Source organism: Gryllotalpicola koreensis (assembly GCF_039538185.1).
Lineage (GTDB): Bacteria > Actinomycetota > Actinomycetes > Actinomycetales > Microbacteriaceae > Gryllotalpicola > Gryllotalpicola koreensis.
Genome location: NZ_BAABBW010000001.1, coordinates 680,337 through 703,852, shown reverse-complemented (window position 1 = coordinate 703,852; position 23,516 = coordinate 680,337). Strand labels below are relative to the sequence as shown.

Annotated in this window: 26 protein-coding genes; 14 read left to right on the top strand and 12 right to left on the bottom strand. The window is 69.3% G+C overall.

Translation table 11 applies throughout. From position 1 onward, the window contains the following. Nucleotides 1-72: 72 nt before the first annotated feature. The gene (locus ABD708_RS03395) at nucleotides 73-858 is read right to left on the bottom strand and encodes an HNH endonuclease (protein WP_344751872.1); all 786 of its coding nucleotides are present in this window, start codon (nucleotides 856-858) and stop codon (nucleotides 73-75) included. A 237-nt stretch (nucleotides 859-1,095) separates the two neighbouring features. Here ABD708_RS03395 and ABD708_RS03390 point away from each other — a divergent pair, with 237 nt between their 5' ends. The 4 genes from ABD708_RS03390 to ABD708_RS03375 all read left to right on the top strand — a co-directional run bounded on the left by ABD708_RS03390 (nucleotide 1,096) and on the right by ABD708_RS03375 (nucleotide 3,940). Next, nucleotides 1,096-2,157 (top strand): TM2 domain-containing protein, encoded by a 1,062-nt coding sequence (locus ABD708_RS03390; RefSeq protein ID WP_344751871.1) that lies wholly within the window; start codon nucleotides 1,096-1,098, stop codon nucleotides 2,155-2,157. Between the two features lie 261 nt (nucleotides 2,158-2,418). Continuing rightward, nucleotides 2,419-2,670, top strand: a complete 252-nt coding sequence (locus tag ABD708_RS03385; RefSeq protein ID WP_344751870.1) for an AbrB/MazE/SpoVT family DNA-binding domain-containing protein — start codon at nucleotides 2,419-2,421, stop codon at nucleotides 2,668-2,670. After that, a complete protein-coding gene (locus tag ABD708_RS03380) occupies nucleotides 2,667-3,041 on the top strand; it encodes a type II toxin-antitoxin system VapC family toxin (RefSeq protein WP_344751869.1) in 375 nt (124 codons plus the stop codon). The genes ABD708_RS03385 and ABD708_RS03380 overlap by 4 nt, the downstream gene beginning before the upstream one ends. Nucleotides 3,042-3,172: 131 nt before the next feature. Next, nucleotides 3,173-3,940 carry a hypothetical protein gene (locus ABD708_RS03375; protein ID WP_344751868.1) on the top strand — a complete coding sequence of 256 codons (768 nt, stop codon included), beginning with the start codon at nucleotides 3,173-3,175 and terminating at the stop codon, nucleotides 3,938-3,940. Between the two features lie 107 nt (nucleotides 3,941-4,047). On the opposite strand, the gene ABD708_RS03370 is transcribed toward ABD708_RS03375, so the two are convergent. After that, the gene (locus ABD708_RS03370; protein ID WP_344751867.1) at nucleotides 4,048-5,004 is read right to left on the bottom strand and encodes an ADP-ribosylglycohydrolase family protein; all 957 of its coding nucleotides are present in this window, start codon (nucleotides 5,002-5,004) and stop codon (nucleotides 4,048-4,050) included. Between the two features lie 166 nt (nucleotides 5,005-5,170). Here ABD708_RS03370 and ABD708_RS03365 point away from each other — a divergent pair, with 166 nt between their 5' ends. From ABD708_RS03365 to ABD708_RS03355, 3 genes are read left to right on the top strand one after another with little or no spacing between them, the layout of a single operon-like run. Continuing rightward, a complete protein-coding gene (locus tag ABD708_RS03365) occupies nucleotides 5,171-5,539 on the top strand; it encodes a TM2 domain-containing protein (RefSeq protein WP_344751866.1) in 369 nt (122 codons plus the stop codon). A 30-nt stretch (nucleotides 5,540-5,569) separates the two neighbouring features. Further along, on the top strand, nucleotides 5,570-7,000 hold the full coding sequence (locus tag ABD708_RS03360) for a M20/M25/M40 family metallo-hydrolase (RefSeq protein ID WP_344751865.1): 1,431 nt from the start codon (nucleotides 5,570-5,572) through the stop codon (nucleotides 6,998-7,000). Nucleotides 7,001-7,009: 9 nt separating this feature from the next. Further along, the gene (locus ABD708_RS03355) at nucleotides 7,010-7,273 is read left to right on the top strand and encodes a glutaredoxin family protein (RefSeq protein ID WP_344751864.1); all 264 of its coding nucleotides are present in this window, start codon (nucleotides 7,010-7,012) and stop codon (nucleotides 7,271-7,273) included. A gap of 84 nt (nucleotides 7,274-7,357) precedes the next feature. On the opposite strand, the gene ypfJ is transcribed toward ABD708_RS03355, so the two are convergent. Beyond that, nucleotides 7,358-8,254 carry a KPN_02809 family neutral zinc metallopeptidase gene (gene ypfJ, locus ABD708_RS03350; protein WP_344751863.1) on the bottom strand — a complete coding sequence of 299 codons (897 nt, stop codon included), beginning with the start codon at nucleotides 8,252-8,254 and terminating at the stop codon, nucleotides 7,358-7,360. A gap of 66 nt (nucleotides 8,255-8,320) precedes the next feature. Here ypfJ and ABD708_RS03345 point away from each other — a divergent pair, with 66 nt between their 5' ends. The 4 genes from ABD708_RS03345 to ABD708_RS03330 all read left to right on the top strand — a co-directional run bounded on the left by ABD708_RS03345 (nucleotide 8,321) and on the right by ABD708_RS03330 (nucleotide 10,899). After that, nucleotides 8,321-8,800, top strand: coding sequence for a nitroreductase family deazaflavin-dependent oxidoreductase (locus ABD708_RS03345; RefSeq protein ID WP_344751862.1), 480 nt, complete (start codon nucleotides 8,321-8,323; stop codon nucleotides 8,798-8,800). Nucleotides 8,801-8,921: 121 nt separating this feature from the next. After that, on the top strand, nucleotides 8,922-9,404 hold the full coding sequence (locus ABD708_RS03340) for a helix-turn-helix transcriptional regulator (RefSeq protein ID WP_344751861.1): 483 nt from the start codon (nucleotides 8,922-8,924) through the stop codon (nucleotides 9,402-9,404). 10 nt (nucleotides 9,405-9,414) lie between these two features. After that, on the top strand, nucleotides 9,415-9,819 hold the full coding sequence (locus tag ABD708_RS03335; protein ID WP_344751860.1) for a VOC family protein: 405 nt from the start codon (nucleotides 9,415-9,417) through the stop codon (nucleotides 9,817-9,819). A 30-nt stretch (nucleotides 9,820-9,849) separates the two neighbouring features. Continuing rightward, a complete protein-coding gene (locus ABD708_RS03330; protein WP_344751859.1) occupies nucleotides 9,850-10,899 on the top strand; it encodes a hypothetical protein in 1,050 nt (349 codons plus the stop codon). Nucleotides 10,900-10,921: 22 nt separating this feature from the next. Here the strand turns inward: ABD708_RS03330 and ABD708_RS03325 are convergent, their stop codons facing one another. Further along, on the bottom strand, nucleotides 10,922-12,370 hold the full coding sequence (locus ABD708_RS03325; RefSeq protein ID WP_344751858.1) for an MFS transporter: 1,449 nt from the start codon (nucleotides 12,368-12,370) through the stop codon (nucleotides 10,922-10,924). A 118-nt stretch (nucleotides 12,371-12,488) separates the two neighbouring features. Here ABD708_RS03325 and ABD708_RS03320 point away from each other — a divergent pair, with 118 nt between their 5' ends. Continuing rightward, nucleotides 12,489-13,079: a TetR/AcrR family transcriptional regulator gene (locus ABD708_RS03320; RefSeq protein ID WP_344751857.1), complete on the top strand. Its 591-nt coding sequence runs from the start codon at nucleotides 12,489-12,491 to the stop codon at nucleotides 13,077-13,079. Here the strand turns inward: ABD708_RS03320 and ABD708_RS03315 are convergent. Beyond that, on the bottom strand, nucleotides 13,066-13,488 hold the full coding sequence (locus ABD708_RS03315) for a tautomerase family protein (protein WP_344751856.1): 423 nt from the start codon (nucleotides 13,486-13,488) through the stop codon (nucleotides 13,066-13,068). The two genes, ABD708_RS03320 and ABD708_RS03315, sit on opposite strands and share 14 nt — an antisense overlap. Before the next feature lie 50 nt (nucleotides 13,489-13,538). Here ABD708_RS03315 and ABD708_RS03310 point away from each other — a divergent pair, with 50 nt between their 5' ends. Continuing rightward, nucleotides 13,539-14,090, top strand: coding sequence for a TetR/AcrR family transcriptional regulator (locus ABD708_RS03310; RefSeq protein ID WP_344751855.1), 552 nt, complete (start codon nucleotides 13,539-13,541; stop codon nucleotides 14,088-14,090). Here ABD708_RS03310 and ABD708_RS03305 read toward each other — a convergent pair. Together ABD708_RS03305 and ABD708_RS03300 are read right to left on the bottom strand one after the other, a co-directional pair. Beyond that, the gene (locus tag ABD708_RS03305) at nucleotides 14,087-14,638 is read right to left on the bottom strand and encodes a TetR/AcrR family transcriptional regulator (protein WP_344751854.1); all 552 of its coding nucleotides are present in this window, start codon (nucleotides 14,636-14,638) and stop codon (nucleotides 14,087-14,089) included. The two genes, ABD708_RS03310 and ABD708_RS03305, sit on opposite strands and share 4 nt — an antisense overlap. Nucleotides 14,639-14,666: 28 nt before the next feature. After that, complete coding sequence (locus tag ABD708_RS03300) at nucleotides 14,667-15,893, bottom strand: MFS transporter (RefSeq protein ID WP_344751853.1); 1,227 nt, start codon at nucleotides 15,891-15,893, stop codon at nucleotides 14,667-14,669. A gap of 156 nt (nucleotides 15,894-16,049) precedes the next feature. Between ABD708_RS03300 and ABD708_RS03295 the strand changes: the two genes are divergently transcribed. Further along, on the top strand, nucleotides 16,050-17,654 hold the full coding sequence (locus tag ABD708_RS03295) for an amino acid permease (RefSeq protein ID WP_344751852.1): 1,605 nt from the start codon (nucleotides 16,050-16,052) through the stop codon (nucleotides 17,652-17,654). A 56-nt stretch (nucleotides 17,655-17,710) separates the two neighbouring features. Here the strand turns inward: ABD708_RS03295 and ABD708_RS03290 are convergent, their stop codons facing one another. The 5 genes from ABD708_RS03290 to ABD708_RS03270 all read right to left on the bottom strand — a co-directional run bounded on the left by ABD708_RS03290 (nucleotide 17,711) and on the right by ABD708_RS03270 (nucleotide 23,449). Beyond that, nucleotides 17,711-18,310 (bottom strand): hypothetical protein, encoded by a 600-nt coding sequence (locus tag ABD708_RS03290; RefSeq protein WP_344751851.1) that lies wholly within the window; start codon nucleotides 18,308-18,310, stop codon nucleotides 17,711-17,713. Nucleotides 18,311-18,469: 159 nt separating this feature from the next. Further along, nucleotides 18,470-19,351: a carbohydrate ABC transporter permease gene (locus ABD708_RS03285; RefSeq protein WP_344752174.1), complete on the bottom strand. Its 882-nt coding sequence runs from the start codon at nucleotides 19,349-19,351 to the stop codon at nucleotides 18,470-18,472. Between the two features lie 20 nt (nucleotides 19,352-19,371). Further along, nucleotides 19,372-20,355, bottom strand: a complete 984-nt coding sequence (locus tag ABD708_RS03280; RefSeq protein WP_344751850.1) for a carbohydrate ABC transporter permease — start codon at nucleotides 20,353-20,355, stop codon at nucleotides 19,372-19,374. Next, entirely contained in the window at nucleotides 20,339-21,721 is a 1,383-nt protein-coding gene (locus ABD708_RS03275) for an ABC transporter substrate-binding protein (protein WP_344751849.1), read from the bottom strand. The genes ABD708_RS03280 and ABD708_RS03275 overlap by 17 nt, the downstream gene beginning before the upstream one ends. Nucleotides 21,722-21,754: 33 nt before the next feature. Further along, nucleotides 21,755-23,449, bottom strand: coding sequence for a glycoside hydrolase family 13 protein (locus tag ABD708_RS03270; protein WP_344751848.1), 1,695 nt, complete (start codon nucleotides 23,447-23,449; stop codon nucleotides 21,755-21,757). Nucleotides 23,450-23,516: the final 67 nt, after the last annotated feature.

Genomic DNA, 23,516 nt, shown 5'->3' with positions numbered 1-23,516 from the left:
TTGCGCGGCTACCTGCAAGCGGCAGGCTGTGGCGGCGTTCTCATCGAGTAGCACTCGAGCCGGGACTGAAAACTAGCCAGGCCCGCGGCCCCGAAGTCCGAGTATTCCGTCCAACGCGGTCTTGAACTCGGCTTTTCCACCCGGAGACAACGCTCGATAGCGGTCGAACGCGGTATCGACTCTGTCTCGACCTCGACGTCCTTGTCCAACCCAGGCCTGCAGACGCCGCAAGTCGCCAACATTGAAGTTCGCAACCTCTGTTATTAGTGAACCCGGCGACTCAGGCGTTTCCGTATTACTCCTAGCGGGCTCGTTGCACTCCGCACACTCGGTCTGGAGATTGGACAGGTCTCCGCTGCCGTTGGAAATACCGGGGACTACGTGGCCCACGGTGAGTACCGCGTTGGTGTCCGGCCGACCCGGATAAGGTTCGCCCGCGCCGATGCCGCAAATCACGCAGCGGCGGCCGTCTCGGTTTATCACTGCTCGCCGAGTGGAGGCGCTGACGGCAGAGGGGTCGTTTGGCCTCGCGCCCAAAGCCGGGTACCACCCCACACGCTCAAGACGGTATTGCCCCTGTTGCAACGTACGGTCGTGCTTCTTTGACGGAATAAGCCAGCTTCCATACTTTGCCTTCCGAAGCTCTCGGACACGACGTTGAAAGTGCTCGGCATTGTTGCGAGCGTCCGCGCTCAGCCTGTCTCCGATCCCTCGCCGCAGCTCTTCGGTAGTGAAGGTGTCTCCGACTTCCTTGTTGGCGGCGAGCCAAGCGGCGATCCTTCTCTCATCGCCGAGCCCATCCGTTCGCCACCACAGCTCACCGCTTGCCGTGTGTGCCTCGAGAATGTAGTCGTTCACAGCGCGAGGTTATCGGCGGAGACCGGTCCAGCTCAATCTAGATGCCCTCGAACACTTACACCCAAGTAATTCTCGAATCCCCGTACTACCCCGCTCCCCCACTCCGGGGGTAATTCCGACCAATACACCGCGTTTTGGACAATTTGCGGCCACCCAGTGTCGGTGGTCGGCGGAAACGTGCTCGCTCGCCCCGAGCACCTCCGCTCGCGGCATCCGTTCGAAAGAAAGTCGCACGAAATGTCCAACGCAACCACACAGCCCTACGCGCCCTACCCCGCACCGCCGCAGCCCAGCCAGACGACGGGCACCAAGTCGTTCCTCGCCACCTGGATCCTCGCGCTCCTGCTCGGCGGGCTCGGCGTCGACCGCTTCTATCTCGGCAAGGTCGGCACTGGCATCCTGAAGCTCGTCACCCTCGGCGGGTTCGGAGTCTGGGCGCTCATCGACCTGATCATCACGCTCGCCGGGGCCCAGCGCGACAAGCTCGGACGCCCCCTCGCCGGCGTCGAGAACGCGGCGCTGCGCAAGGTCGCCTGGGTCGTCAGCGGCGTCCTGGTCGCACTCGCGATCGCTCTTCCGTCGGCCGCCGGCGGTTCGCCCACGTCGGGTGCCGCCCCTGCAATCACGGCGCCGAAGACGACGGGCGCCTCGCCGGTCGCCGACTGCGGGAAGTACACCGACACGCTCGCCAAGACGGACTGCCAGCAGGGGAAGCCCTCACTCGCGGACCGCGACCAGGCACGGGCAGACTGCGCGCCGAAGTACTCCGACACGAGCGCGCTCGACAAGTGCGAAGCGGGCGACGACGCCGGGGCCAAGGCCGCTCAGCAGACCGCCGACGCGGCGAAGGCTGCGGCCGAGAAGGCCGCCAACGCAGGCAAGTCGTTCGACGACCCCAACCCGGCGGGCACTCACTCGCAGATGCAGTCGACCAACCGCCTCGACGGCAGTGTCACCACCTACGAGGAGTGGTTCGACGGCTACAGCAACGACTGGCGCGGCTACGACCAGTTCAGCGCGCCGAAGACGGGCTACAAATACGTGGCGATCACGGTGCACGTCAAGGCGAATGACTCGGGCGTGGATGCGTCCACGACGGCGTACGACGTCAACTTCGCCGGGCCGGATGGAACCGCCTACGCCCAGGCCGACGTCTACGGCTACCCGGGCGCGATGCCGAGCGTGACGCTGGGCGCCGGCCAGCTGGCGAACGGCGTCGTCGTCTTCGAGGTGCCGAACTCGCTTCAGGGCGGCGTCGTCAGCTTCGGCGACGGGTCGGTGTTCACCGCGGTCCAGTAGCCGCTCACCTCGGCGCCGATCGCGCCGTCCACACCGCGGGCGCCTCGCCGCCCTCAACCCCGAACCCGACGGGGCGCCCGCACTCCATGCGTCAGCACGAGGCCACGCGTGAACGATCGCCACGCGCCGTGGTCCGGGCGACTCGCCGTCCACAGGCAGGGATCGCCGCGAGATGCCCACAACGGACCGGTTGGGCGCACCGGCACGTCGGTGCCGGCCGCTACCGTGGCCGCATGGCGAGCAGAGTGGTACCTTCCCGGCATGAGTGGGTCGTACTTCATGACGGTGGGAAACAAGGGGCGCGTCGTGCTACCGGCTGAGCTGCGGGCGCGGTTCGGCTGGGAGGAAGGCACGACGCTCATCGCCGTGGAGACCGAGAACGGCGTGACCATCAAAGACCGGGCAGAGGTGCTGAAGGAGATCCAATCCAAGCTGGCTGGCACCTCGATCTTGGAGGACCTCCTCGCCGAACGCCGCGCCGAGGCCGCCCGCGAAGACGCTGGCGAGTCATGACCGGCGTTGTCTTCGATGCGTCGGCGCTGATCGCGCTGCTGAAACGTGAGCCCGGTTGGGAGAGCGTCGAGCGCGCACTCACCGCAGGGGGTTTCTGCGGCGCGGCGAATCTCGCTGAGGTCGCCCAGAAGGTCCGATTCTTCGGGTTCCAATGGGAGACGGTGTGGAGCTTTCTGCGCAGCTACGGGCTCACGGTCGTACCCATCCTTGAGGCGGACGCGCTCCGAGCCGCTCTCTTGTGGAAACCGCGCGAGAACTTCTCGCTCGCCGACCGGCTCTGCCTCGCACTCGCAGACCGGCTCGAACTCCCGGCGCTCACCGCGGACACGGCGTGGAAGGGAAAGCATCCGCGAGCGCAGCTCATTCGCTGAGGAAAGGGTCTCGATACGGCCGCCGACGGCGGCCTACTCGACCGACGGGAAGGAGGCACTCGCGCGTTCGGCATCCGCTCAGGTTCAACTTGTATCTTTGCTTGCGTCTAACAAGCGAAGGAGAAACTACCGTGCAAACCGAGACCATCCGCCGCAACCGCAAGCGCGCCGGCATCTGGGCCTCGAGCATCGCAGTGGGGGCGCTTGTGGCCGGCTCCATCACCGTGGGTCTTTATTTCGGCCACGATCCTGCCGACGCCGAGCCGGCCACCAACCCTGCCGCGGTCTCACACCCGATCACCCCGAACACCGACGGCCCCCACGAATCCACGATCTGGGATGCCCAGGTCTGGGCCATGCAGAACTTCGGCAACTTCAACGCCGAGACCCACCACGGTGAGGGCGACGCCCTGATCACCCTGCCCGAAGGCGCCCGTGCCGGGCTGCTGACCGGCCGCCACACCGGCGACGGCGCGTTCGAGCTCCGCCTGCGCGACGCGAACAACGCCATCGTCGAGGAGCCCGTGAACACGAGCGGCGACTACCGCGGCACCACGGCCTGGGGCGTGCACGACAGTCGTGAGGCGACCACTCTGCAGATCGTCGCCGACGGCAGCTGGTCCATCACGATCTCACCCGTGGCCGGCGCGGGTGTCATGCCCTCGACCGGCAACGGACAGGGCGACGCGGTCTTCCTCTACGACGGCACGTGGCGCGGCGTGAACGCCGTGCACAACGGCACCGGCGAGTTCGAGGTCAGGGGCTACACCGAGGACCCCCTCGCGACGGTGAACATCCTCACCCACACCGGGCCGTACTCCGGCACCGCGCTGCTCCCGTCGGTTCCCGCGGTGATCACCGTCAGCTCTGAGGGCACCTGGCAGATCGTGCGGCACTAGCGTCCGACCGATCGTTTCGAGACGGATGCCTGCACCTCGCGAGCACAGCCCGCTCGGCGTCCGGCGCGCGGCAGCCCACCGGGCTGCCGCTGCTGAGCGCCGAACGCTCAACGATCGGAAACGGCCCTGTGCACGAGTTCCGCGAGTTCGGCAGCGCCGAACGCGCGGAACTCGTCTGCGGGCCACCCGTGCAAGACCTCGACCCACTCAGCCGGCACCGCCGCAGCACCGTAGACCGCTCCCGCCAGAGAGCCTGCGATCGCCGCGACGGTGTCGGTGTCGTTTCCGCTGCGCACCGCGAGCTCGAGCGTCTCGCGCAGCGACGACGCATGCACAATGGCCGACCACGCACACTGCAGCGCGCCGACGACCCAGCCGTTGTTCGCGTGCAGCTCCCAGGGCAGCGCGGCCTCCGCAGCGTCCAGCCGCGCGTTCCAGAGCGCCGCCCGGTCAACAGGCAACGCAGAGACCGCCGCGCGCAGTTCGAGTGCGCCGGTGAGAATGGCCGAGCGGATGGCCAGACTCCAGATGACGCACGCGTCGCCGGCATCCGTCTCATGGTGCGTCAGCTCGCTCACGCGGCGGGCGGCGGCGGCCAAGGCATCCGTCTCACCGCCCTCCGATCGACCCAAGAACCCGAGCGCGACCGGGCCCGTGCGCATCAGCGAGCCGTTGCCCGCCGATTTCCCGGACTTGCGATGCACGGCGAGCGCCGAGGTGCGCGCGTCGTCCTCAGTGACATGACGGATGCCGGCCAGCACGGCCCGCGTCTGAAGGCCGACGTCTTTCGCGTCACGCGCCCACCCGATCCACTCGCCGACGATGGCGGCCAGGGTGCGCGCGTCGTCGAGCGGCTTGTGGCGGGCCAACGCCTGCAGGATCGGCACCGCCATGCTGGTGTCGTCGGTCCACTCGCCGAGCTCCCACGGCGGGGCGGCATGAAGGGTGATTGGCGTCGGCGGCAGGACGGACGCATGGAATTCGTATGGTGCTCCAAGTGCGTCCCCTGCCGCCGACGCTGTGACGGCGCCGACAGCTCGGTCCAGTTGCTGTGGTGTCAGCATCCGTCCCCCAACCCCTTAAGAGTTGACAGTATGTCAGCTGGGTCCCTGGTATCTGCCCCCAGTTTGAAGGGTGGCACCAGGGGCCTTGGTCCCGGTACTTCAGGCCGTTGTGGCGGGCCTCTTCGCGCGGGACGCTTCCGGCAGAACCACCGGAAGGAACATCATCATGACCACGACCCCCGCCGCCCCCACTGGCGGCTACCCGCAGCCGCCGGCTCCGGCCTCCGCCCCGAAGTCGTTCACCGCGACCTGGCTGTTCGCGCTGGTGCTCGGCTGGCTCGGCGTCGACCGCTTCTACCTCGGCAAGATCGGCACGGGCATCCTCAAGCTCATCACCCTCGGCGGCCTCGGAGTCTGGTGGGCGATCGACGTGATCCTCGTGCTGACGGGATTGACGACCGACAACCTGCGGCGCCCCCTGCTCGGCGTCGACAGCGATAAAGAACGGATGCTTGCCTGGATCGGCACCGGTGTCGTACTCGTCGCCAGCTCGATCGGCTCGGCCTTCGGCCATTGGAGCGGGCCCGTGCGGTGAGGCGCGGCATTCGCCTCGTAGGCTGACCGCATGTCCGATGAATCCGAGACGGATGCCGCAGCTGTTCGCCCCGGAATCGAGGAGCGCCTCAGCAGGCTGATCCAGCTCGACACCGTGTCATCGACCGTCGTGACCGACGGCCCAGAAGCGTTCGAGCAGCTGCTCGCCGAGCTGTACCCCCTGGTGCACCAGCACCTGAAGAAGGAGCGCATCGGGGAGCGCGGGGTGGTGTTCCACTGGGACCCGACCGCTGAGGAGCCGCGCAGCGGCGTCTCGAAGCGATCCTCAGCCGACGATGGCTTCGAGACGCGCCCTACGGGCGCTCCTCAACCATCGGTCGAGCCCGTCGTGCTCATGGCGCACTTCGACACCGTGCCCGCCGTCGCCGAGAACTGGAGCAGGTCGCCGTTCTCCGGCCTCATCGAAGATGGCGTGGTGCACGGCCGCGGCGCCGTCGACGACAAGGGCGCACTCGTCACGGTGATGGATGCCGTCGAGAACCTGCTCGCGGTCGGCGCCACGCCCCAGCGCCCCGTGCTCATCAGCCTCGGCGGCGACGAGGAGACCGAGGGGCCATCGGCGAGGGCGATCTCTGAGGAGCTGCACGCGCGCGGCATCCGCCCCTGGCTCGTGATCGACGAGGGCGGCGCCGTCATCGACGCGCCGCTTCCGGGGCTGCGGCACCAGAGCGCGATGGTCGGGGTCGCCGAGAAGGGCGCCGTGACGGTGCGGCTCACCGCCACCGCCCCGCCCAGCCACGCCGCGACGCCGAGTCGCGCGCCGACCGCGACCGAGCGTCTCGCGAAGGCGATCACCCGGCTGCGCCGGAATCCGTTCCCCAAGCGGCTGAACGCCACGGCGCGTGCGATGTTCGCCTCCTTCGAGGGCGTCGCGACCGGCGCGGGCAAGGCGCTGGTCACCGTCGCGCCGCGGCTGGGGCCCGTCAGCGCGCGCCTGCTCGCGAGCCTCGGCGGCGAACCGGCCGCCATGGTGCAGACCACCCTCGCCGTGACGCTGCTCGATGCCGGCACAGCCCACAACGTCATCCCGAACACGGCGACCGCCGTGCTCAACCTGCGCCTCGCCGTCGGCGACACCGTCGAGCAGGTCATCGCGACCCTGAAACGCACGATCAAGGACCCGGCTGTTGCCATCGAGCTCATCGAGGGCTACCCCGCGAGCCCTGAGTCGCGCACCGATACGCCGCAGTGGCAGGCGATCACGGATGCCGTGGCCGAGGCCTACCCCGAGGCGGTCGTCGCTCCGTACGTCATGCTGCAGGCATCCGATGCCCGGCACTTCCACCGTTTCACGACCGAGGCGACCTATCGCTTCGCCCCGCTCGCGATGTCGGCGGCCGAGCGCGCCGCGATCCACGGCAACGACGAGCAGGTGACCGTCGACGCGCTCGTGCGCGGGGAGCGGTTCTACCGTCAGCTTCTGTTGCATCTGCCGACGTAGCATCGAGGTATGGCCACCCCCGAGAGCTTCGACAAGATCACCATGTTCGGCGCCGCCTGGTGCGGCGACTGCCGCCGCTCGAAGGCGCTGCTCGACCGGCTCGAGGTCGACTACGACTACGTCGACGTCGAGGAGGAGTTCGAGGGCGCCGCACGCGCCGAGGCGATCAGCGGTCGCAAGAGCATCCCGGTGATCGTGTTCCCCGACGCGACCCACGTCGTCGAGCCGACGGATGCCGAGCTCGAGGCGAAGCTGAGCGAGCTCGCGGCGTAGCCGCCCCGCTTCTGTGCCTGCACCCGACGGCTGCGCCTCCCGTCGCGGACGCACGTGTCGGGCGCAGGCACAGTTATCCGCGGCTCACCCCAGCTGCGACGCCGGGATGCCGAAGGTCTGGCAGCTCCCGGGTGAGCCGTTCAGCCCCGTGTTGAACCACTTCTGACGCTGGGTACTCGTGCCGTGCGTGAACGACTCGGGGTTCGCCTGCCCCTGCGTGACCTCCTGGATATGGTCGTCGCCCACCGCGGCGGCCGCCTTCAAGGCATCCGTGATCTGGTCCGCCGTGATCGGCTCGAGGTAGGTCTGCCCGTTCTCGTCCTTCACGGTCGACGCGTCGCCCAGCCACGCGCCGGCGTAGCAGTCGGCCTGCAGCTCGAGCCGCACCGAGTCCGATGAGGCTCCGGTCGCCGAGAGGTTCTTGCCCTTCATCGTGCCGGTGATGTTCTGGATGTGGTGACCCCACTCGTGGCCGATGACGTACAGCTGCGCGAGTCCGCCGGCCGTGTCGCCGAACTGCTGCGCGAGCTCGTCGTAGAAGGCCGGGTCGATGTAGATCGTCTGGTCGTTCGGGCAGTAGAAAGGCCCCATGTCGGTCGAGGCCGAGCCGCAGCCGGTCGTCGTCGACTGGTCGAAGATCACGATGCCCTGCGGGTCGGTGTAACCGCGCACCTGGTCGGCCCAGTACGTCTGCAGCATGGCGGCCGCGCCCTGGATGCGGCAGTTCGCGTCCTTGTTCGCCTCGGCCGCCGTGCAGGCGAGCCGCTCGTCGCCGCTCGTGTCGATCTGCTGCCCCTGCAGGCCCGAGAGGCCGCCCGCGACGCCGCTCACGTCCACTCCCGTGAAGTGCTGGACCAGCAGCACCACGATCGCGATCAGGATCGCTCCGCCGCCCGCGCCGCCGCCGATCTTCATGCCGCGGCCGCCGCTGCGGCGGCTCGCCTTCCCGCCCGAGATGTCGGCGTTCTCGTTGAACGTCATGCGGCAAAGGTACCGCTGGGGCGCCTCAAAGAAACCCGCTCGAGCGCAACGCGACAGACTGAGAGCGTGGACTCGCCCCTCAGAACCTTCCGCGCCGGCGTCGCATGGGTCTCTCGCACCCGATGGTTCCGCCGCGTCGGCCCGCGCATCATGCCGCCGTTCGAGCGCGTCATGGCAAAGCTCACCGAGGGCCGGGTGACCGCGAGCGGCATCCTGATGCCCGCGCTCGTGCTGCACACGACCGGCGCGAAGACCGGGCAGCCGCGGCAGACCGAGCTGATGTGCGTGCCCGATCACGGCACCTGGCTCATCACGGGCTCGAACTTCGCGCGCGAGCAGCACCCCGCCTGGACCGCAAATCTGCTCGCTCACCCCGAGGCCGAGATCGACTACAAGGGCCGACGGATGCGGGTCACCGCCACCCTCGTGCCGGATTCCGAGCGCGAAGAGGTCTGGGCCACCATCCAGCGGCAGTGGCCCGGCTACCGCAAATACGAGGTCGCCTCGGGCCGCACCCTGCGCATCTTCCGCCTCACCGTGCGCTGACTGCGTCCGGCGAGCAGGGGGGTGTGCCCGTTCGGCGCGAATGTGCCCGGCGCACCGGCAACACGTGCGCCGAACGGGCGCAGTCGCGGCGCGCCGCAGCAGCAGCGCGCACAATGGACGCATGGCCGACCTCGACGAGCTGCGCCGCCTGCGGCGAGCGCGCGACCGCATGGATCGTGAGTTCGCCGAGCCCCTCGACGTGCCGGCCCTCGCGCAGACCGCGCTCATGTCGCCGGCGCACTTCAGCCGCCGCTTCCGCGCGGAGTACGGCGAGACGCCCTACGCCTACCTCATGACCCGGCGCATCGAGCGGGCGAAGGCGCTGCTGCGCCGCGGCGACCTGAGTGTGACGGATGCCTGCTTCGCGGTCGGCTGCACGAGCCTCGGCTCGTTCTCGGCGAGGTTCACCGAGCTCGTGGGCGAGACGCCGAGCGCCTACCGCGCCCGCGACCACAGCGCGCTGCAGCTCATCAGCCCGTGCCAGCTCATGCTGATCACCAGGCCGCGGCGCCAGCCCGCTGGTCGAGTAGCCCGCGAAGCGGGCGTATCGAGACCCACCGAACAGAGCAGTTTCGAAGAAGCATCCGTTCTCTCCCCTGCCTAGCCTCGAGGGCATGACAGTTTCACTCAGCGGCGTGCACATCCTGGTCGACGACCCCGATGCCTCGCTCGCCTTCTATCAAGACGTTCTCGGCTTCACGAAGCTCTTCGAGGCGGAGAACGGCGGCTTCCGCTGGATCACCCTCGCGACGCCAACCCAGCCCGAGATCCAGATCGTGCTCGAGCAGCCGCACGGCGGGCGCTCGCAGGAGAGCGGCGATCAGCTCGCCGCGCTGCTCGCGAAGGGCGAACTGCAGATGGTGAACTTCAGGACGGACGACCTCGACGCGACCTTCGAGAAGGTCGCCGCGGCGGACAGCGCCGAGATCCTGCAGGAGCCCGCCGACCAGCCGTGGGGCCAGCGCGACGCGGCGTTCCGCGACCCGGCGGGCAACCTCATCAGGATCGCTCAGGCGTAGCCGCTCCCGGGCTTGCGTACTCTGGGACGCATGCCCGCCGACACGATCCGCCGCCGACGTGCGCCCTGGATCATCACCGTCGTCGCGGTCGTCGTGATCGCGGCGGCGGTGGCGGCGGTCGGGTGGGTGCGCCTGCAGCGGCCGCCCGCCCCGGCGCAGACGGCGATCCAGTTCTGGCAGCTGCTCGCCGACGGCCACGCCCAGGACGCGCTCGCGCTCACGACGACCCCTGCAGACTCCGTGCCGAACGGGCTGCTGCTCAGCGACGCGGTCTACGGCAAGGCCGATCGCGGCATCGCCCACGTCACGTCCGGTCGCTTCACGCAGCACGACGACAGCGCGTCGGGCACTGTGAGCTACACGCAGCACGGCACCGCGCACACCGCGAAGGTCGAGCTGCAGCTCGTGCGGAGCGGGTACTTCACGAGGCCCACCTGGCAGATCACGAACGCGCCCATCGCCCGGGTCGATGTGACGGTCGCGAGCGGCAAGCAGGCCGACTCGCTCGCCGTCGAGGGCAGGTCGCTGCCGCTGCCGGGCGGCGACGGCACGCTCGCGGTGCCCGCACTGCCGGGCACATACCGCTTCGCGCTGGGGGTCTCGAACAAATTCTTCGCGCCCGTGCCGCAGCAGGTCGCCGTCACGGGCGCGAGGGCCGCGGTCACCTTGGGCGTGAAACCGTCCGACAAGCTCGGTCGGCAATCGGTCGCGGCCGCGACCGCATTGGTGAACGGATGCTTCGCGCAGCCCTCCCTCGCCCCGGACTGCAGCCTCGCCCAGGGCATCCGCAACGTCTTCAATCTGCAGGCCGAGACCACGGTCAGCTACCAGCTGACGCGAGCGCCCCAGCTCGCCTTCGACGCGCAGGCGATGCAGGTGAAGTCGACCAGGGACGGCGAGATCACGACGACCCAATCGGATGCCATCAACGCGCCGTTCCACAACGTCGCTGACGTCTCGTTCGCACTCGACGTGGCCGTCACGGACGGGAAGATCGTGCTGACGCCCGACCAGGGCGGAGTGTTCAACACCGACACCGTGTGCGTGCCGGGAACGCACCAGGCGGCCTGCGGCACCTGACCCGGGCCTTCCTGCGCCCCGCCTACGCGGCGTCGAGGAACTCGACCTCGACCTCGTGGCGCGGCTCGGGGGCGGCATCCGTCGGCTCGGTCACCGCGGCGCCTCGCCGCGGCACCAGCACGGCGGCGCCGACCGCGATGAGCGCGAACAGGGCGACCAGCAGGAATCCGCCGATGTATCCGCCCTCGACGGGCAGTCCGGTCGCCGTGGCGTGCGCCGTCACGACACTGGTCACGGCCGCGGTGCCGACGGCCCCGCCGATGACGCGGATGTTGGCGTTCATGCCCGTCGCGACGCCGGTCTGGTGGTGCGGCACGCTCTGCACGACGAGGCTCGAGAGGGCGGCATAGGCGAAGCCGAGTCCGACGCCGTAGAGCAGGCCCCAGGCCGCGATCACCACGGCGGAATCGTGTTCGAACGCAATGCCGGCGGTCGCGACGGTCGAGATCACGGAGGTCCACACGAGCTGCATGCGGAAGCTCACGCGATGCGAGATGCGCGCGCTGAGCGGCCCGGTGACGCCCATGCCGACGACCATCGGCAGCAGCACGAGTCCGGCGCCCGTCACGGACAGCCCGAGCCCGTAGCCCGAGGACTCGGGCGTCTGCACGAGCTGCGGCAGGAAGGTGAGGATGCCGAACATGGTCGCGCCGAACAGCAGGGCGACGAGATTCGTGGTCCACACCGCGGGGGTGCGCATCAGGCGCATGTCGATGATGGGGTGCTGAGCCCTCGACTCGACGACGATCCAGAGCACGAGCAGCACCGCGGCGACGACGAACAGGCCCTGGGTGGCGGGGTTGGTCCAGCCCCATGCACGCCCCTCCGAGAGCGGCAGCAGCAGGGCGACCAGCCATCCGGCCATGAGCACGGCGGCGCGGGTGTTGAAGCGGCCCTCGGTGCGGGTGCCCGACTCGGGCAGCAGGAACACGGCGGCGACGCCGAGCAGCACGACGAGGATCATCGGCAGCCAGAACAGCCAACGCCAGTCGAGCGCCGACTCGATCGGGCCGGCGAGCACGACACCGATGCCGCTGCCGATCGCGAGGATCGACGACAGCAGCCCGATGGCGCCGGGCACCCGGCGCGCCGGGTAGATCTCGCGGATCATGCCGAATGCGAGCGGGGTCACGGCGTAGCCGAAGCCCTGCAGCACGCGGCCGACGAGCACGACGGCGAGGTTGGGCGCGAGCGCGGAGACGAGCGTGCCGAGCGCGATCGCGCCGAGCACGGCGAGGATCGCGCGCTTGCGGCCGAACAGGTCGCCGGCCTTCCCGATGAGCGGGGTGGCGACGGCCGCGGAGAGCAGCCAGGCGGACATGATCCAGGTGGCGCCGGTCTGCGTCGTGTGCAGATCGGCCTGCATCGCAGGCAGCACGGGCGCCATGAGCGACTGCAGCGCGGTCAGCGAGGCGACCGCGAGCGCGAGGATCGTGAAGGCGATGGTGGGATTCGCTGCTTTGGTGGGCACAGCGGTACCGCCTTTCAAAGGTGGGAGGGTGTACGATTGATCAGAACCGGAGAGTTCTCCGGTGACTCGATCAACAGTAACGGAGAACTCTCCGTTTAGCAAGCGCAGTAGTAGACGGATGCCTGACACCAAGCCCGAAGTGAAGAAGCGCGCCGACGCGCAGGCCAACTACGAGCGCATCCTCGGTGTGGCGCTCGAGGCGCTGACCGCCGACCCCGACGCGTCGCTGAACTCGATCGCGAAGACGGCGGGCGTCGGCGCGGGAACGCTCTACCGCCACTTCCCCACCCGCGACCACCTCGTCGTGGCCGCCTACCGGCACGAGGTGCAGGAGCTCGTCGACGCGGCGTACTCCCCCTGGGTCGCGAAGCTCGAGCCAGCGGTCGCCCTGCGCACCTGGTTCGACCGCATGGCGCAGTACGGCATGACGAAGACGGGGCTCAAGAGCGCGCTCGACGCGGCCACGCAGTCCGTGCCGCTGGAGCGCGACGAGATCCACCGAGCGCTCGCCGATGCGATCTCCCACCTGCTCGCGCGCGGGCAGCAGGCGGGCGAGCTGCGCGCCGACCTCACTGCCGAGGATGTGCTGCTGGCCGTCGGATTCCTGTGGCGCCTCGACCCGGCATCCGATTGGCGCCCGCAAGCCAGTCGTCTGCTCGATCTCGTGGTCGACGGCCTGCGCGCCGCCCCAGCGCCTACTGCCGGCTGAGTTCCGCTCGGGCCGCTGCGACGATGCCGTCGTTGGTGAGCGCTTCGCCGCCGATTCCCCACCCGCCGTCATACGCCTCAGTCAGCTGCACCCAGGTGCGCGCCACCAGGCTCGCATCGCCGGCGTGCTCGGCCACGACCCGGGAGAGCTCGCGCACCGCCGCCAGCTGCTTGTCGCGGTCGAGGGCACCCTGGTTGGTCAGCACGGTCACGCGCACGTGATCGCTCGAGCCGTTCACGTCTGAGATCGCGGCAGCCGGCACCTCGTGCACGAACGCCGCCGTGTTGGCGCGGAACAACTGCAGCTCGGGAACCTGCTCGACGCTCTTGAGCGTGGCGGCGAGGTCGGTGGCGAGGGCATGCACGTCGGGGAAGAGGCCTGCGGGGGCGTAGACGTCGATCATGGGCATGCGATCAAGCTAGATTATGATGATCGTCATAGTCAAGAGAGGATGCCGAGATGACGACGGATGCCCGCTCCCGCATGCTCGACGGAACGATCCGCTTGCTCGCCCGCAAAGGCATGGGGGCCTCGTTCTCCGAGCTGATCGAGGCCTCCGGCGCCCCGCGCGGCTCGATCTACCACCATTTCCCCGGTGGTAAGGAGCAGTTGCTGGCCGAGGCCATCGCCCTCGCGAGCTCGCGGCAGCTCGCGGCGCTGGAGCTGCTGCGCGGGCAAGACGCCTTCCAGATCGTCGCCGCCTTCTTCGACGGCTGGCGCCGGCTGCTGCTCGGCACCGAGTTCGGCGCAGGCTGCTCGGTGGCTGCAGTGACGGTCGCGGCCGGGTCCGGCGAGCTGATCTCGGGCGCCGGCGCGGTGTTCCGCGACTGGGGCGCGAAGCTCGCGGAGCTGCTCGAGGCTGGTGGCATCCCGGCATCCGCCGCCCGCGGAATCGCGACGCTCATGATCGCGGGCTCCGAGGGGGCGGTCGTCCTCTGCCGTGCCCAGCACAGCATCGTGCCGCTCGACTCGGTCGAGGCATCCGTGCTGGACGCCGTGAGAACCGCCTAGACCGGCACCCGCTCGAACAGCCGGCCTACAAGCCGCGGCGCGGTCGTCTCGTCGACGGTCCACGGCGAGAAGATGATGCGGTAGATGATCGGCGCGATCACGAAGTCGATCACCTGGTCGGGGTCGAGGCCGAAGGAGTCCGGCGCGCGCTCGAGCAGCAAGCTCGCCTCGATGCGGCGGTTGCGCAGGCAGTCGCTCTCGACCTCGCCGGCGGTCGCGGCGCCGGCACGCAGCAGCGCCGCGTTCACGGGCTGGGAGTAGTGCGTGACGAATTCCTCGGCCCACAGCTCGAGATCACGGCGGAGGTCAGAGGTGTCGGGCAGCGGTCGCTTCGGGTCGAGGCGGTAGGTCGCGATGTCGTTGATCATCGTCTGCAGGTCGCCCCAGCGGCGGTACACGCTCGTCGGGTTCACGCCCGCGCGCTCGGCCACCATCGGGATCGTGATGGCTGCCCGCCCACGCTCCTCGATCAGCTCCTCGACGGCCGCCTTCACAGCCGCGACGACGGCCGCGCTACGGCCCCCGGGGCGGGTGGGTCTCGCCGACATGCCAGTCATGCTAATGCCGAACCTCGCTTCAGGCCCTGATGGCTGCCCGCGCCAGACGCCACTGCAGCAAGAATCCGATCGCCGCCGCGACCACGATCGCCACTGCGTAGCCGACAGCCACGGGCCGCAGCCCGAATGCCCCGACGACCTGACCGGCGATGATGGCGGGAACACCGAACGAGAGGTACGCGACCACGTAGACCGCGGCCGAGAGACCCGCGCGCTCGTCCGGTCGGGCGAGCGGCAGGACCCCGCGCAGCGCGCCGGAGAACGACGTGCCGAAGCCGACGCCGGCGACGGCTCCGCCACTGACCAGCAGCACGTAGTCGGCCTGCACGATGCCGACCGCGATCAGAGCGGCGCCGACGGCAAGCGCCGACGTGCCGATCAGCACCGCGCGGCGCGGCAGGAACCGACCGAGCAGGTACCCTGCGATGGTCGCCGCGGCCGGCTCTGCGAAGGTCGTGGCTCCGCTGAGCAGGCCGCTTCGCGAGTGGAATACCGCTCCGAGCACGGTGGGCACGAGGCCGAAGAACAGTCCGGCGACCATCCAGGTGGCGATGTGCACCGGGATCGCGCCGGCGAACTCGCGCCGTGCCGCTCCTGGCACTGAGACCCGCGGCGCGAGCGAGCGCCACGTGAAGCGCTCGCGGGCTGCCGTCTCAGGGGCGAGTGTCGCGGCGAGCGCGCCGAACACCATGATCAAGGCGAGCGCGCCGAACACGATCTGCGAGGCATGCGCGGTGAGCTGCACGGCCGCGCCGGTCAGCAGCGCTCCGAGGCCGAGACCCGCGGCCGGCGCGAGCGAGGCGAGCAGCGCTCCGAGGCGCTTCCGGCTCTCGGGGGCGAGCTCGACGATCCAGGCCGAGAAGGCGCTGGTCGCCGCACCGGTCGCGACGCCCTGCACGATGCGGGCCGCGATCACCCAGCCGATGCCCGTGGCGCCGAAGAACATCAGCATGGCGACGACCTCGAGCACGAGCGCAGCGGTGACGACGGGCCGGCGGCCGAGTCGGTCGGAGAGGGAGCCGACCACGAGCAGCGCTGCGAGCAGGCCACCCGAGTACGCTGCGAAAGCCACGGTGAGCGCCCACTCAGGGAAGCCCCACTCGCGCTGGTAGACGACGAGTAACGGGGTGGGGGCGCCGGCCGCGAGATACAGGCTTGCGAAGGCGGCAGCCGAAGCCGCGAAGGCGGCCGTGCGCGGCAGGCGGGCGGCGCGGGGCGCCGCCGTCAGCGCGAGTTCTGAGGTCATCACATGCTCCGATCCAAAAGCAACGATGGTGGCTTTAACCCATCCACATCTCGGATATTCCGCTAAGGCAAGAATCTTTGCTTTTGCGACGGATGCCTGTCGAAGTCGCCCACTCGCACGCCAAGCTGGTCTCCTCAGGCAGGGAGAGGGGACCACATGCCTTCAGCACCGCAAGACCCGCACAGCCCGCGCGACACGTCGCCGGCCGAGTACGACATCGCCGACACGAAGGAGAACAGGCTCGAGCTGTTCGGCGACCGGATCGCCGCCGTCGAGGACTTCAGCCACGAGCAGGCCGGCTACCACAAGGGCCTCGGCGCCCGGCAGCTGCAGATGATCGCGATCGGCGGTGCGATCGGAACGGGTCTCTTCCTCGGTGCGGGCGGCCGGCTGCACACCTCCGGCCCGATCCTGATCTTCGTCTACGCGATCTGTGGCTTCTTCGCCTTCCTCATCCTGCGCGCCCTCGGCGAGCTGGTGCTGCACCGCCCGTCGTCCGGATCGTTCGTGAGCTACGCGCGCGAGTTCTACGGCGAGAAGGCGGCCTATGTCGCCGGGTGGATGTACTTCCTCAACTGGGCGATGACCGGAATCGTCGACTCCACAGCCATCGCCGTCTACGTCAAGTACTGGTCGGCGTTCTCGGCGGCACCGCAGTGGCTCATCGCGCTGATCGCCCTCGCCGTGGTGCTCGGCGCGAACCTGATCTCGGTGAAGGTCTTCGGCGAGATGGAGTTCTGGTTCGCCCTGGTCAAGGTGACCGCGCTCATCGCGTTCCTCGTCATCGGCGCGATCTTCCTCGCCTTCCGCTTCCCGACCTCGGCCGGCGCGACCGGCTTCGGAATGCTCGCCGACCACGGCGGCCTGCTGCCGCACGGCATCGGAACGATCATCGCGGCCGTCATCGTCGTGCAGGGCGTCGTGTTCGCATACGCCGGAGTCGAGCTCGTCGGCACGGCCGCGGGCGAGACCCCCGAGCCGCACAAGGTCATGCCGCGCGCCGTGAACTCGGTGATCTTCCGCATCGCGGTGTTCTACTGCGGCTCGATCTTCCTGCTCGCGCTGCTGCTGCCCTACACGATGTACAGCGCCGACGAGAGCCCTTTCGTCACCTTCTTCTCGCACATCGGCAACCCCGAGGTCGGTGCGATCGCGGGCAATCTGATGAACTTCGTCGTGCTCACCGCAGCGCTGTCGTCGCTGAACGCCGGCCTCTACTCGACCGGGCGCATCCTGCACTCGATGGCGCAGTCCGGGGCATCCCCTCGCTTCACCGGTGTGATGAACGCGCGCGGCGTGCCGTGGGGCGGCATCGTGCTGACGTTCTGCGTCGCGCTGCTCGGTGTCGGCCTCAACCTGGTCGTGCCCGCGCAGGCGTTCGAGATCGTGCTCAACGTCTCGGCGCTTGGCATCATCTCGAGCTGGGGAACGATCATCCTGTGCCAGATGGCATTGAAGCGGCGGGCGGATGCCGGGCAGATGGAGCGCCCCCACTTCCGCCTCTTCGGCGCGCCGTTCACCGCGTGGCTCACGCTCGCGTTCCTCGTCGCCGTGCTCGTGCTGATGGCGTTCGACTACCCGACGGGCACGTACACGATCGCGGGGCTCATCGTGATCATCCCGCTGCTGATCCTCGGCTGGTACCTGCAGCGCGACCGCATCATGGCGATCGCCGAGGAGCGCCTCGGCCACACGGGCATGTTCCCGACGATCCCCGGTCGGCGGCCGCCGATCACGCACCAGCCGCCCCCGAGGAACTAGTTCCCGTTCCGGACGTTCGCGCCCGCGGCCCGAGGCGCAGCTGTCGGGAACGGGAACTAATCGGTGGCGGGCTGCCGCGCGCGCAGCGCCGCGAGGTCCTCGTCGATGAGGCGCGCGATGCGCTCCTCGCGGAACGCCGCGTAGTCGGGGTCGTCGTCGACGCGCGGTGCCGCGAGGCGGGCGGCGAGCGTGCCGCCGATCTCGTCCCACGCGGCGGCCTTCGCCTCGTCGACCAGCTTCCGCAGCGCCTCGTGCTCGACGGCGGTCGTCTCATAGGCCTCCGCGACCGCCCGCAGCGCCTGCGGCTTGCGCCGGTGGTCGGGCTCGATCACGACCGGCTTGCCGCCGGGGAAGATGCGGCCGCCCGTGGTCGACTCGTCGCGGTCGAGGTCCTTCTGCGCGCGCACCGCGGCGTCGCGATTGGTCTCGGCGAGCTCGTGGTACTCGCCCCGGGCGAACTCCTCAAGCTCGGCCTCGTCGAACGGCTTCCCGTCGCGCAGGGCGTTCACGATCAGGTGGTTCTTCACCGCCATGCGCACGCCGTGGTACGCGATCTTCAGCGCGTCCTCGACGACGTCGTCGAGCGGCGCGAGCGGTTCGGGCTCCGGGGGAACGAAGCGCCCCAGATCCCTCCGCTTCTTCCGGAACAGTGCCACCCCTCCATCGTGCCGCAGTTCCGGCATCCGTTCTCTCCCCCGTCCGCTCTAGGCCGTCGGTTGCGCTGCTGCGATCCGCAATGCGCTGCCCGGATCCGAGTCACGCACTGCGGATCCGAGCCGCGCGTGCGAACGGGCTCGACAACGCCCGACACCGCGTCACCCCTTCACCGCACCGCCCAGGCCGCCGCCGCGCAGGAAGGTGCGCTGGAAGCACAGGAAGATCACGACGGGGATGAGCGAGGCGATCGCGAGGGCCGCGAGGTACACGCCGAGGTCGGTCTGCGAGGCGATCGCGGGAAGGCGCACCGACAGCGGCTGGATCTGCTGGTTCGGCAGCACGAGCATCGGCCACAGGAAGTCCGCCCAGGCCGCCGAGATCCCGAACACCGACACCACCCCGAGGATGGGCCGCGACATCGGCAGCACGATCGACCAGAACAGCCGGAACGGCCCGGCGCCGTCGGTCTCGGCCGCCTCGAACACCTCGGTCGGCAGGCCCTGGAAGAACCGCATCACGAGCAGCACGTTGAAGGCGGATGCCCCGGCCGGAAGCCACACGGCCCAGTAGGTGTTCAGCAGCGAGGTGCCGACGAGCGGCGGGTGCAGGATCGTGAGGTACAGCGGCACGAGCAGCACCACGGCCGGCACGAACAGCGTCGCGAGCACGAGGCCCGAGATCACCTTCGCGTAGGCCGGCTTGAGCACGGCGAGCGCGTAGCCGCCGGTCGTCGCCACGATGAGCTGCACCGCCCATTCGCCGACCGTCACCCAGATCGTGTTCACGAAATAGGTACCGATGTGCACGTCGTTCCACGCGTGCGCGAGGTTCGCCCACGCGAAGCCGTTCGGGAACAGGGCCATCGGATGCTGCAGCGTGTCCTGCGTGGGTGTGATCGCCGACTTCGCGAGCCACAGCAGCGGCAGGAGCCCGACCACGATCAGCAGCAGGAGCAACACGACGTGCAGCACCGTCGTCGGGATCCGTACCGCCGGCCGCTTCCAGTCGGTCTCGGAGATGATGGTGCGATCTGTGCTCATGTGGGCCGTTCGGGTGGTCGTCACGCGTCGCTCCAGCGGCGCGTGAGGCGGAAGTACAGCACCGACATCAGGGCCAGGAACACGGCGAGCATCAGGCTCAGCGCGGTCGCGGCGCCGTAGTTGCCGCCGAGGCTGTTGGTGAAGGCGTAGCGGTAGACGAGCAGCAGGATCGTGGTCGTCGAGTCGACCGGCCCGCCGTTCGTGAAGAGGAACGGCTGCAGGAACACCTGCGCGGTCCCGATGATCTGCAGGATGAGGGTGATGAACAGGATGCCGCGCAGCTGCGGCAGCGTGACGTGCCAGATCTTCCCCCAGATGCCCGCGCCGTCGACCTCGGCGGCGTCGTACAGCTCAGGGGCGACGCTGGTCAGGGCGGCGAGGTAGATGATGATCGTCCCGCCGGCGGCGGCCCAGGTCGCCTGCAGCACGAGCGACGGCATCGCGGCGACCGTGCTCTGGATCCAGGGCTGGGGTGGGATGCCGGCCCAGCCGAGGATCGTGTTGAAGACCCCCTCGGCGCGGGCGTCGTAGAAGAACTTCCACAGCAGCACCGACACGACCGGCGGCATGACGACGGGCAGGTAGGCGAGCACACTGAAGAGCCCCTTGAGGCGGCGCACCTCGCTCATGATCACCGCGAGCACGAGCGGCAGCGGGTAGCCGAACACGAGCGCGAGCAGCGCGAACCAGCCGGTGTTGCGCACGGCCACCCAGAAGATCGGGTCGTGGAAGACGTACTCGAAGTTCTGCCAGCCGACGAAGAGCGGCGCGGTGACGAGGTTCGTGCGCTGGAAGCTCATCACGACCGAGCGCGCGATGGGCCACCACGAGAACACGCCGAAGACGACGAGCAGCGGCAGCGTGAAGACGAGCTTCGACAGCCCGCCGCGCCGCACCCACGTGATCGGGGTGCGGCGCGGGCGCACGCGCTCGGCGGCCGGGCGGCTCACGGCCGCCCGGCCCGTCGCGGCTGCCTGCTCGGTCAGCTCAGCCCTGGTCAGCATCGACGAGGGCCTGGATCTTCTGGTCCACGGCCTTCAGCTGCGCGTCGACGTCGACGTTCTTCTTGGTCAGCACGGCCTGCACGACGCTGTCGAGGGCGCCGTAGAGATCCTGCGTGTGCGCGGAGGGCTCCGGCACGATCTGCTGGTCGAAGATGCCGTCGGTGAACGGCTTCAGGTTCGCGGTGGGGATGTTGTCGTACGGCGCGATCCAGCTCTGGTTCTGCTGCCAGGTCGCCTTGTCGAACACGGGAAGGGTGGGCGCGTTGACGGCCTGGTTGCCGGCCTTGAGGGTCTGCGCGTTCTTGATGGCGGCGGCCTTGTCGACCGTCGGCTGCGTGCGGTAGAAGTCGATCCACTTGACGGCGGCGGCGATCTGCGCGGGCGAGTCCTTGACGTTCACGACGTCGACGTTGCCGCCCGACAGGATGCCGGCGTCCGAGGAATCCGACAGCGGGAAAGTCGTCACCCCGTACTTCGTCTGGTCGAATCCGTTCGCCTGCATGAGCGAGCCGATCACGTCGGAGCCGCTCATGTACATGGCGACCTGACCGGAGGCGAACGCCTGGTTGATGCCCGACCAGTCGAACAGGAAGTTCGAGCCCATGGCGTTGTCGTCCCAGCGCAGCTTCGCGAGCCACGCGAGCGCCTGCTTGGTCTGCGGGTTGTCGGTCTTGACGGTCACCTTGCCGTCCTTGCCGATGGTCTCGAAGCGGCCGCCGAGCGAGTTCGTCAGGGTCGCGAGCTCCCAACCGCCGGTGTTCCCCGAGGTCATCTGCATGTAGCCCGCGGTGCCCGGCACCTTCTCGGCGATGGTCTTCGCGTCCGCCTCGATCTCGTCGAGCGTCGTCGGCGGCTTGTCGGGGTCGAGCCCGGCCTTGGTGAAGATCTCGCGGTTGTACGACAGCGCCATCGCGTACGGGCCCCACGGGATGCCGTAGATCTTCCCGTCCTTGCCGGTGGCCACGTCGAGCACGTTCTTGTTCCACTTGCCGGCCGTCGAGGTCTTCCTGAAGTCGGCCGTGATGTCGGCCAGCTGGCCGTTGTTCGCGAGCGTCTTCGAGTCGGTGAACGGCACGTTGAACACGTCGGGCAGGGTGCCGCCCGCGAGCTCGGCGGCGAAGGTGGTGCCCGTCCACTGGTACTCGATGGGCTTCACGATGATGTCGGGGTTCGCCTTCTCGAACTCCTTGACGCGGTCGCTGAGCGCCTTGAGGGCGTCGGCGGTCGCGCCGGGCAGCACCGGCGCGACGGTGAGGTACACCTTGCCGTCCTTGGCGCTCGCATCACTCGACGACGAGCAGCCTGCGAGCAGGCCCACGCCGACGGCGGCGATCGCGAGCGCCGCGATGACCTTCCGTGACTTCATTGTCAGTTCCTTACTGTTCGTGGTGTGTGGTGATTACAGGCTGTTGATGCGTAGCCATGCGGTTGAGTCGGGGGGCAGCAGTCCGCCGTCGAGCGGACTGCTCGCGAGAAGCACCTTGTCGTGTGCGGGCAGGTGAGACGGATGCCTGCCGAGGTTCGTCACGCTGAGGAATCCGTTGCCGCGCCGGAATGCCAGCACGTCGTCGCCTGCCGCCGCCTCGAGCCACGCGAACGACCCGTCGCCGAGATCGGGGTCGCTGCGCCGCAGCGCGAGCGCCGCGCGATAGAGGTTCAGCATCGAGTCGGGGTCGGCTTCCTGCGCCTCGACGGTGAGCGCCGCCCAGGCCGCGGGCTGGGGCAGCCACGGCTCTGCCGCGCCCTCCGGGCCGAAGCCGAAGGGGGCGGATTCCCCCGACCAGGGCAGCGGCACGCGGCATCCGTCCCGCCCGGGGTCCACGCCGCCGGAGCGGAAGTGCATCGGGTCCTCGAGCCGGTCGAGGGGCAGGTCCTCGACCTCGGGCAGGCCGAGCTCGTCGCCCTGGTAGAGGTACAGCGAGCCCGGCAGGGCGGCCGTCAGCAGCGCAGCAGCGCGCGCCCGGCGCAGCCCGAGGGCGAGGTCGACAGGCGTGCCGAAGCGCTTCTTCGCGAAGGCGAACGAGCTGTCCTCGCGGCCGTACCTGGTCACCGGCCGGGTGACGTCGTGGTTCGAGAGCACCCAGGTCGAGGGGGCGCCGACCGGCGCATGGGCGGTGAGCGTCTGGTCGATCGAGGCGCGCAGCTCGCGGGCATCCCACGGCCGCGCCATGAAGTCGAAGTTGAAGGCCGTGTGCAGCTCGTCGGGCCGCAGGTACTTCGTGAAGCGATCGATGTCGGGCAGCCACAGCTCGCCCACGAGCACGCGCGTGCCCGGGTAGGAGTCGGCGAGCGCGCGCCACGAGCGGTAGACGTCGTGCAGCTCGTCGCGGTCGGTGTTGGGGTGCTTGCCCGGCCCCGGGTTCTCGGGCACCTCCGGCAGCGCCGGGTCCTTGATGAGCAGCGCCGCCGAGTCGATGCGGATGCCGCCGACGCCGCGGTCGAACCAGAAGCGCAGCACGTCGAGGAACTCGGCCGGCACGTCGGGGTTCGCCCAGTTCACGTCGGGCTGCTCGGGCGTGAACAGGTGCAGGTACCACTCGCCAGGGGTGCCGTCTGCGTTGGTCGTGCGGGTCCAGGTGTCGCCCGCGAAGTTGTTCGGCCAGTGCGTGGGCGGCTCGTCGCCGTTCGCGCCCTTGCCGGGGTGGAACCAGAAGCGGGCGCGCTCTGCGCTGCCGGGCGCGGCGGCGAGCGCCGCCTGGAACCACGGGTGCTGGGCTGAGATGTGGTTCGGGACGACGTCGATGATGGTGCGGATGCCGCGCTCGAGCGCCTCGGCGATGAGCCGCTCGGCCTCCTCGAGCGTGCCGAAGGCCGGGTGGATGCGCCGGTAGTCGGCGACGTCATAGCCCCCGTCGGCGAGCGGCGACGCGTACCACGGGGTGAACCAGATCGCGTCGACGCCGAGGCGCTGCAGATAGTCGAGGTGCGCGCGCACGCCGGCGAGGTCGCCGATGCCGTCCCCGTTGCCGTCCGCGAAGCTGCGCGGATAGATCTGGTAGATGACCGCGCTGCGCCACCACTCGGGGTCGTCCAGCGCGAGGGGCGCCGGCGCAAGGGTCTGCGCGAGCGGGCTGCTCTGCTCGTTCACGGTCATCAACGTAGATAACTTGACAAGATGACGCAAGAACGTAACTTTTTGGCGCAGGCTTGCGCTGCGCTTG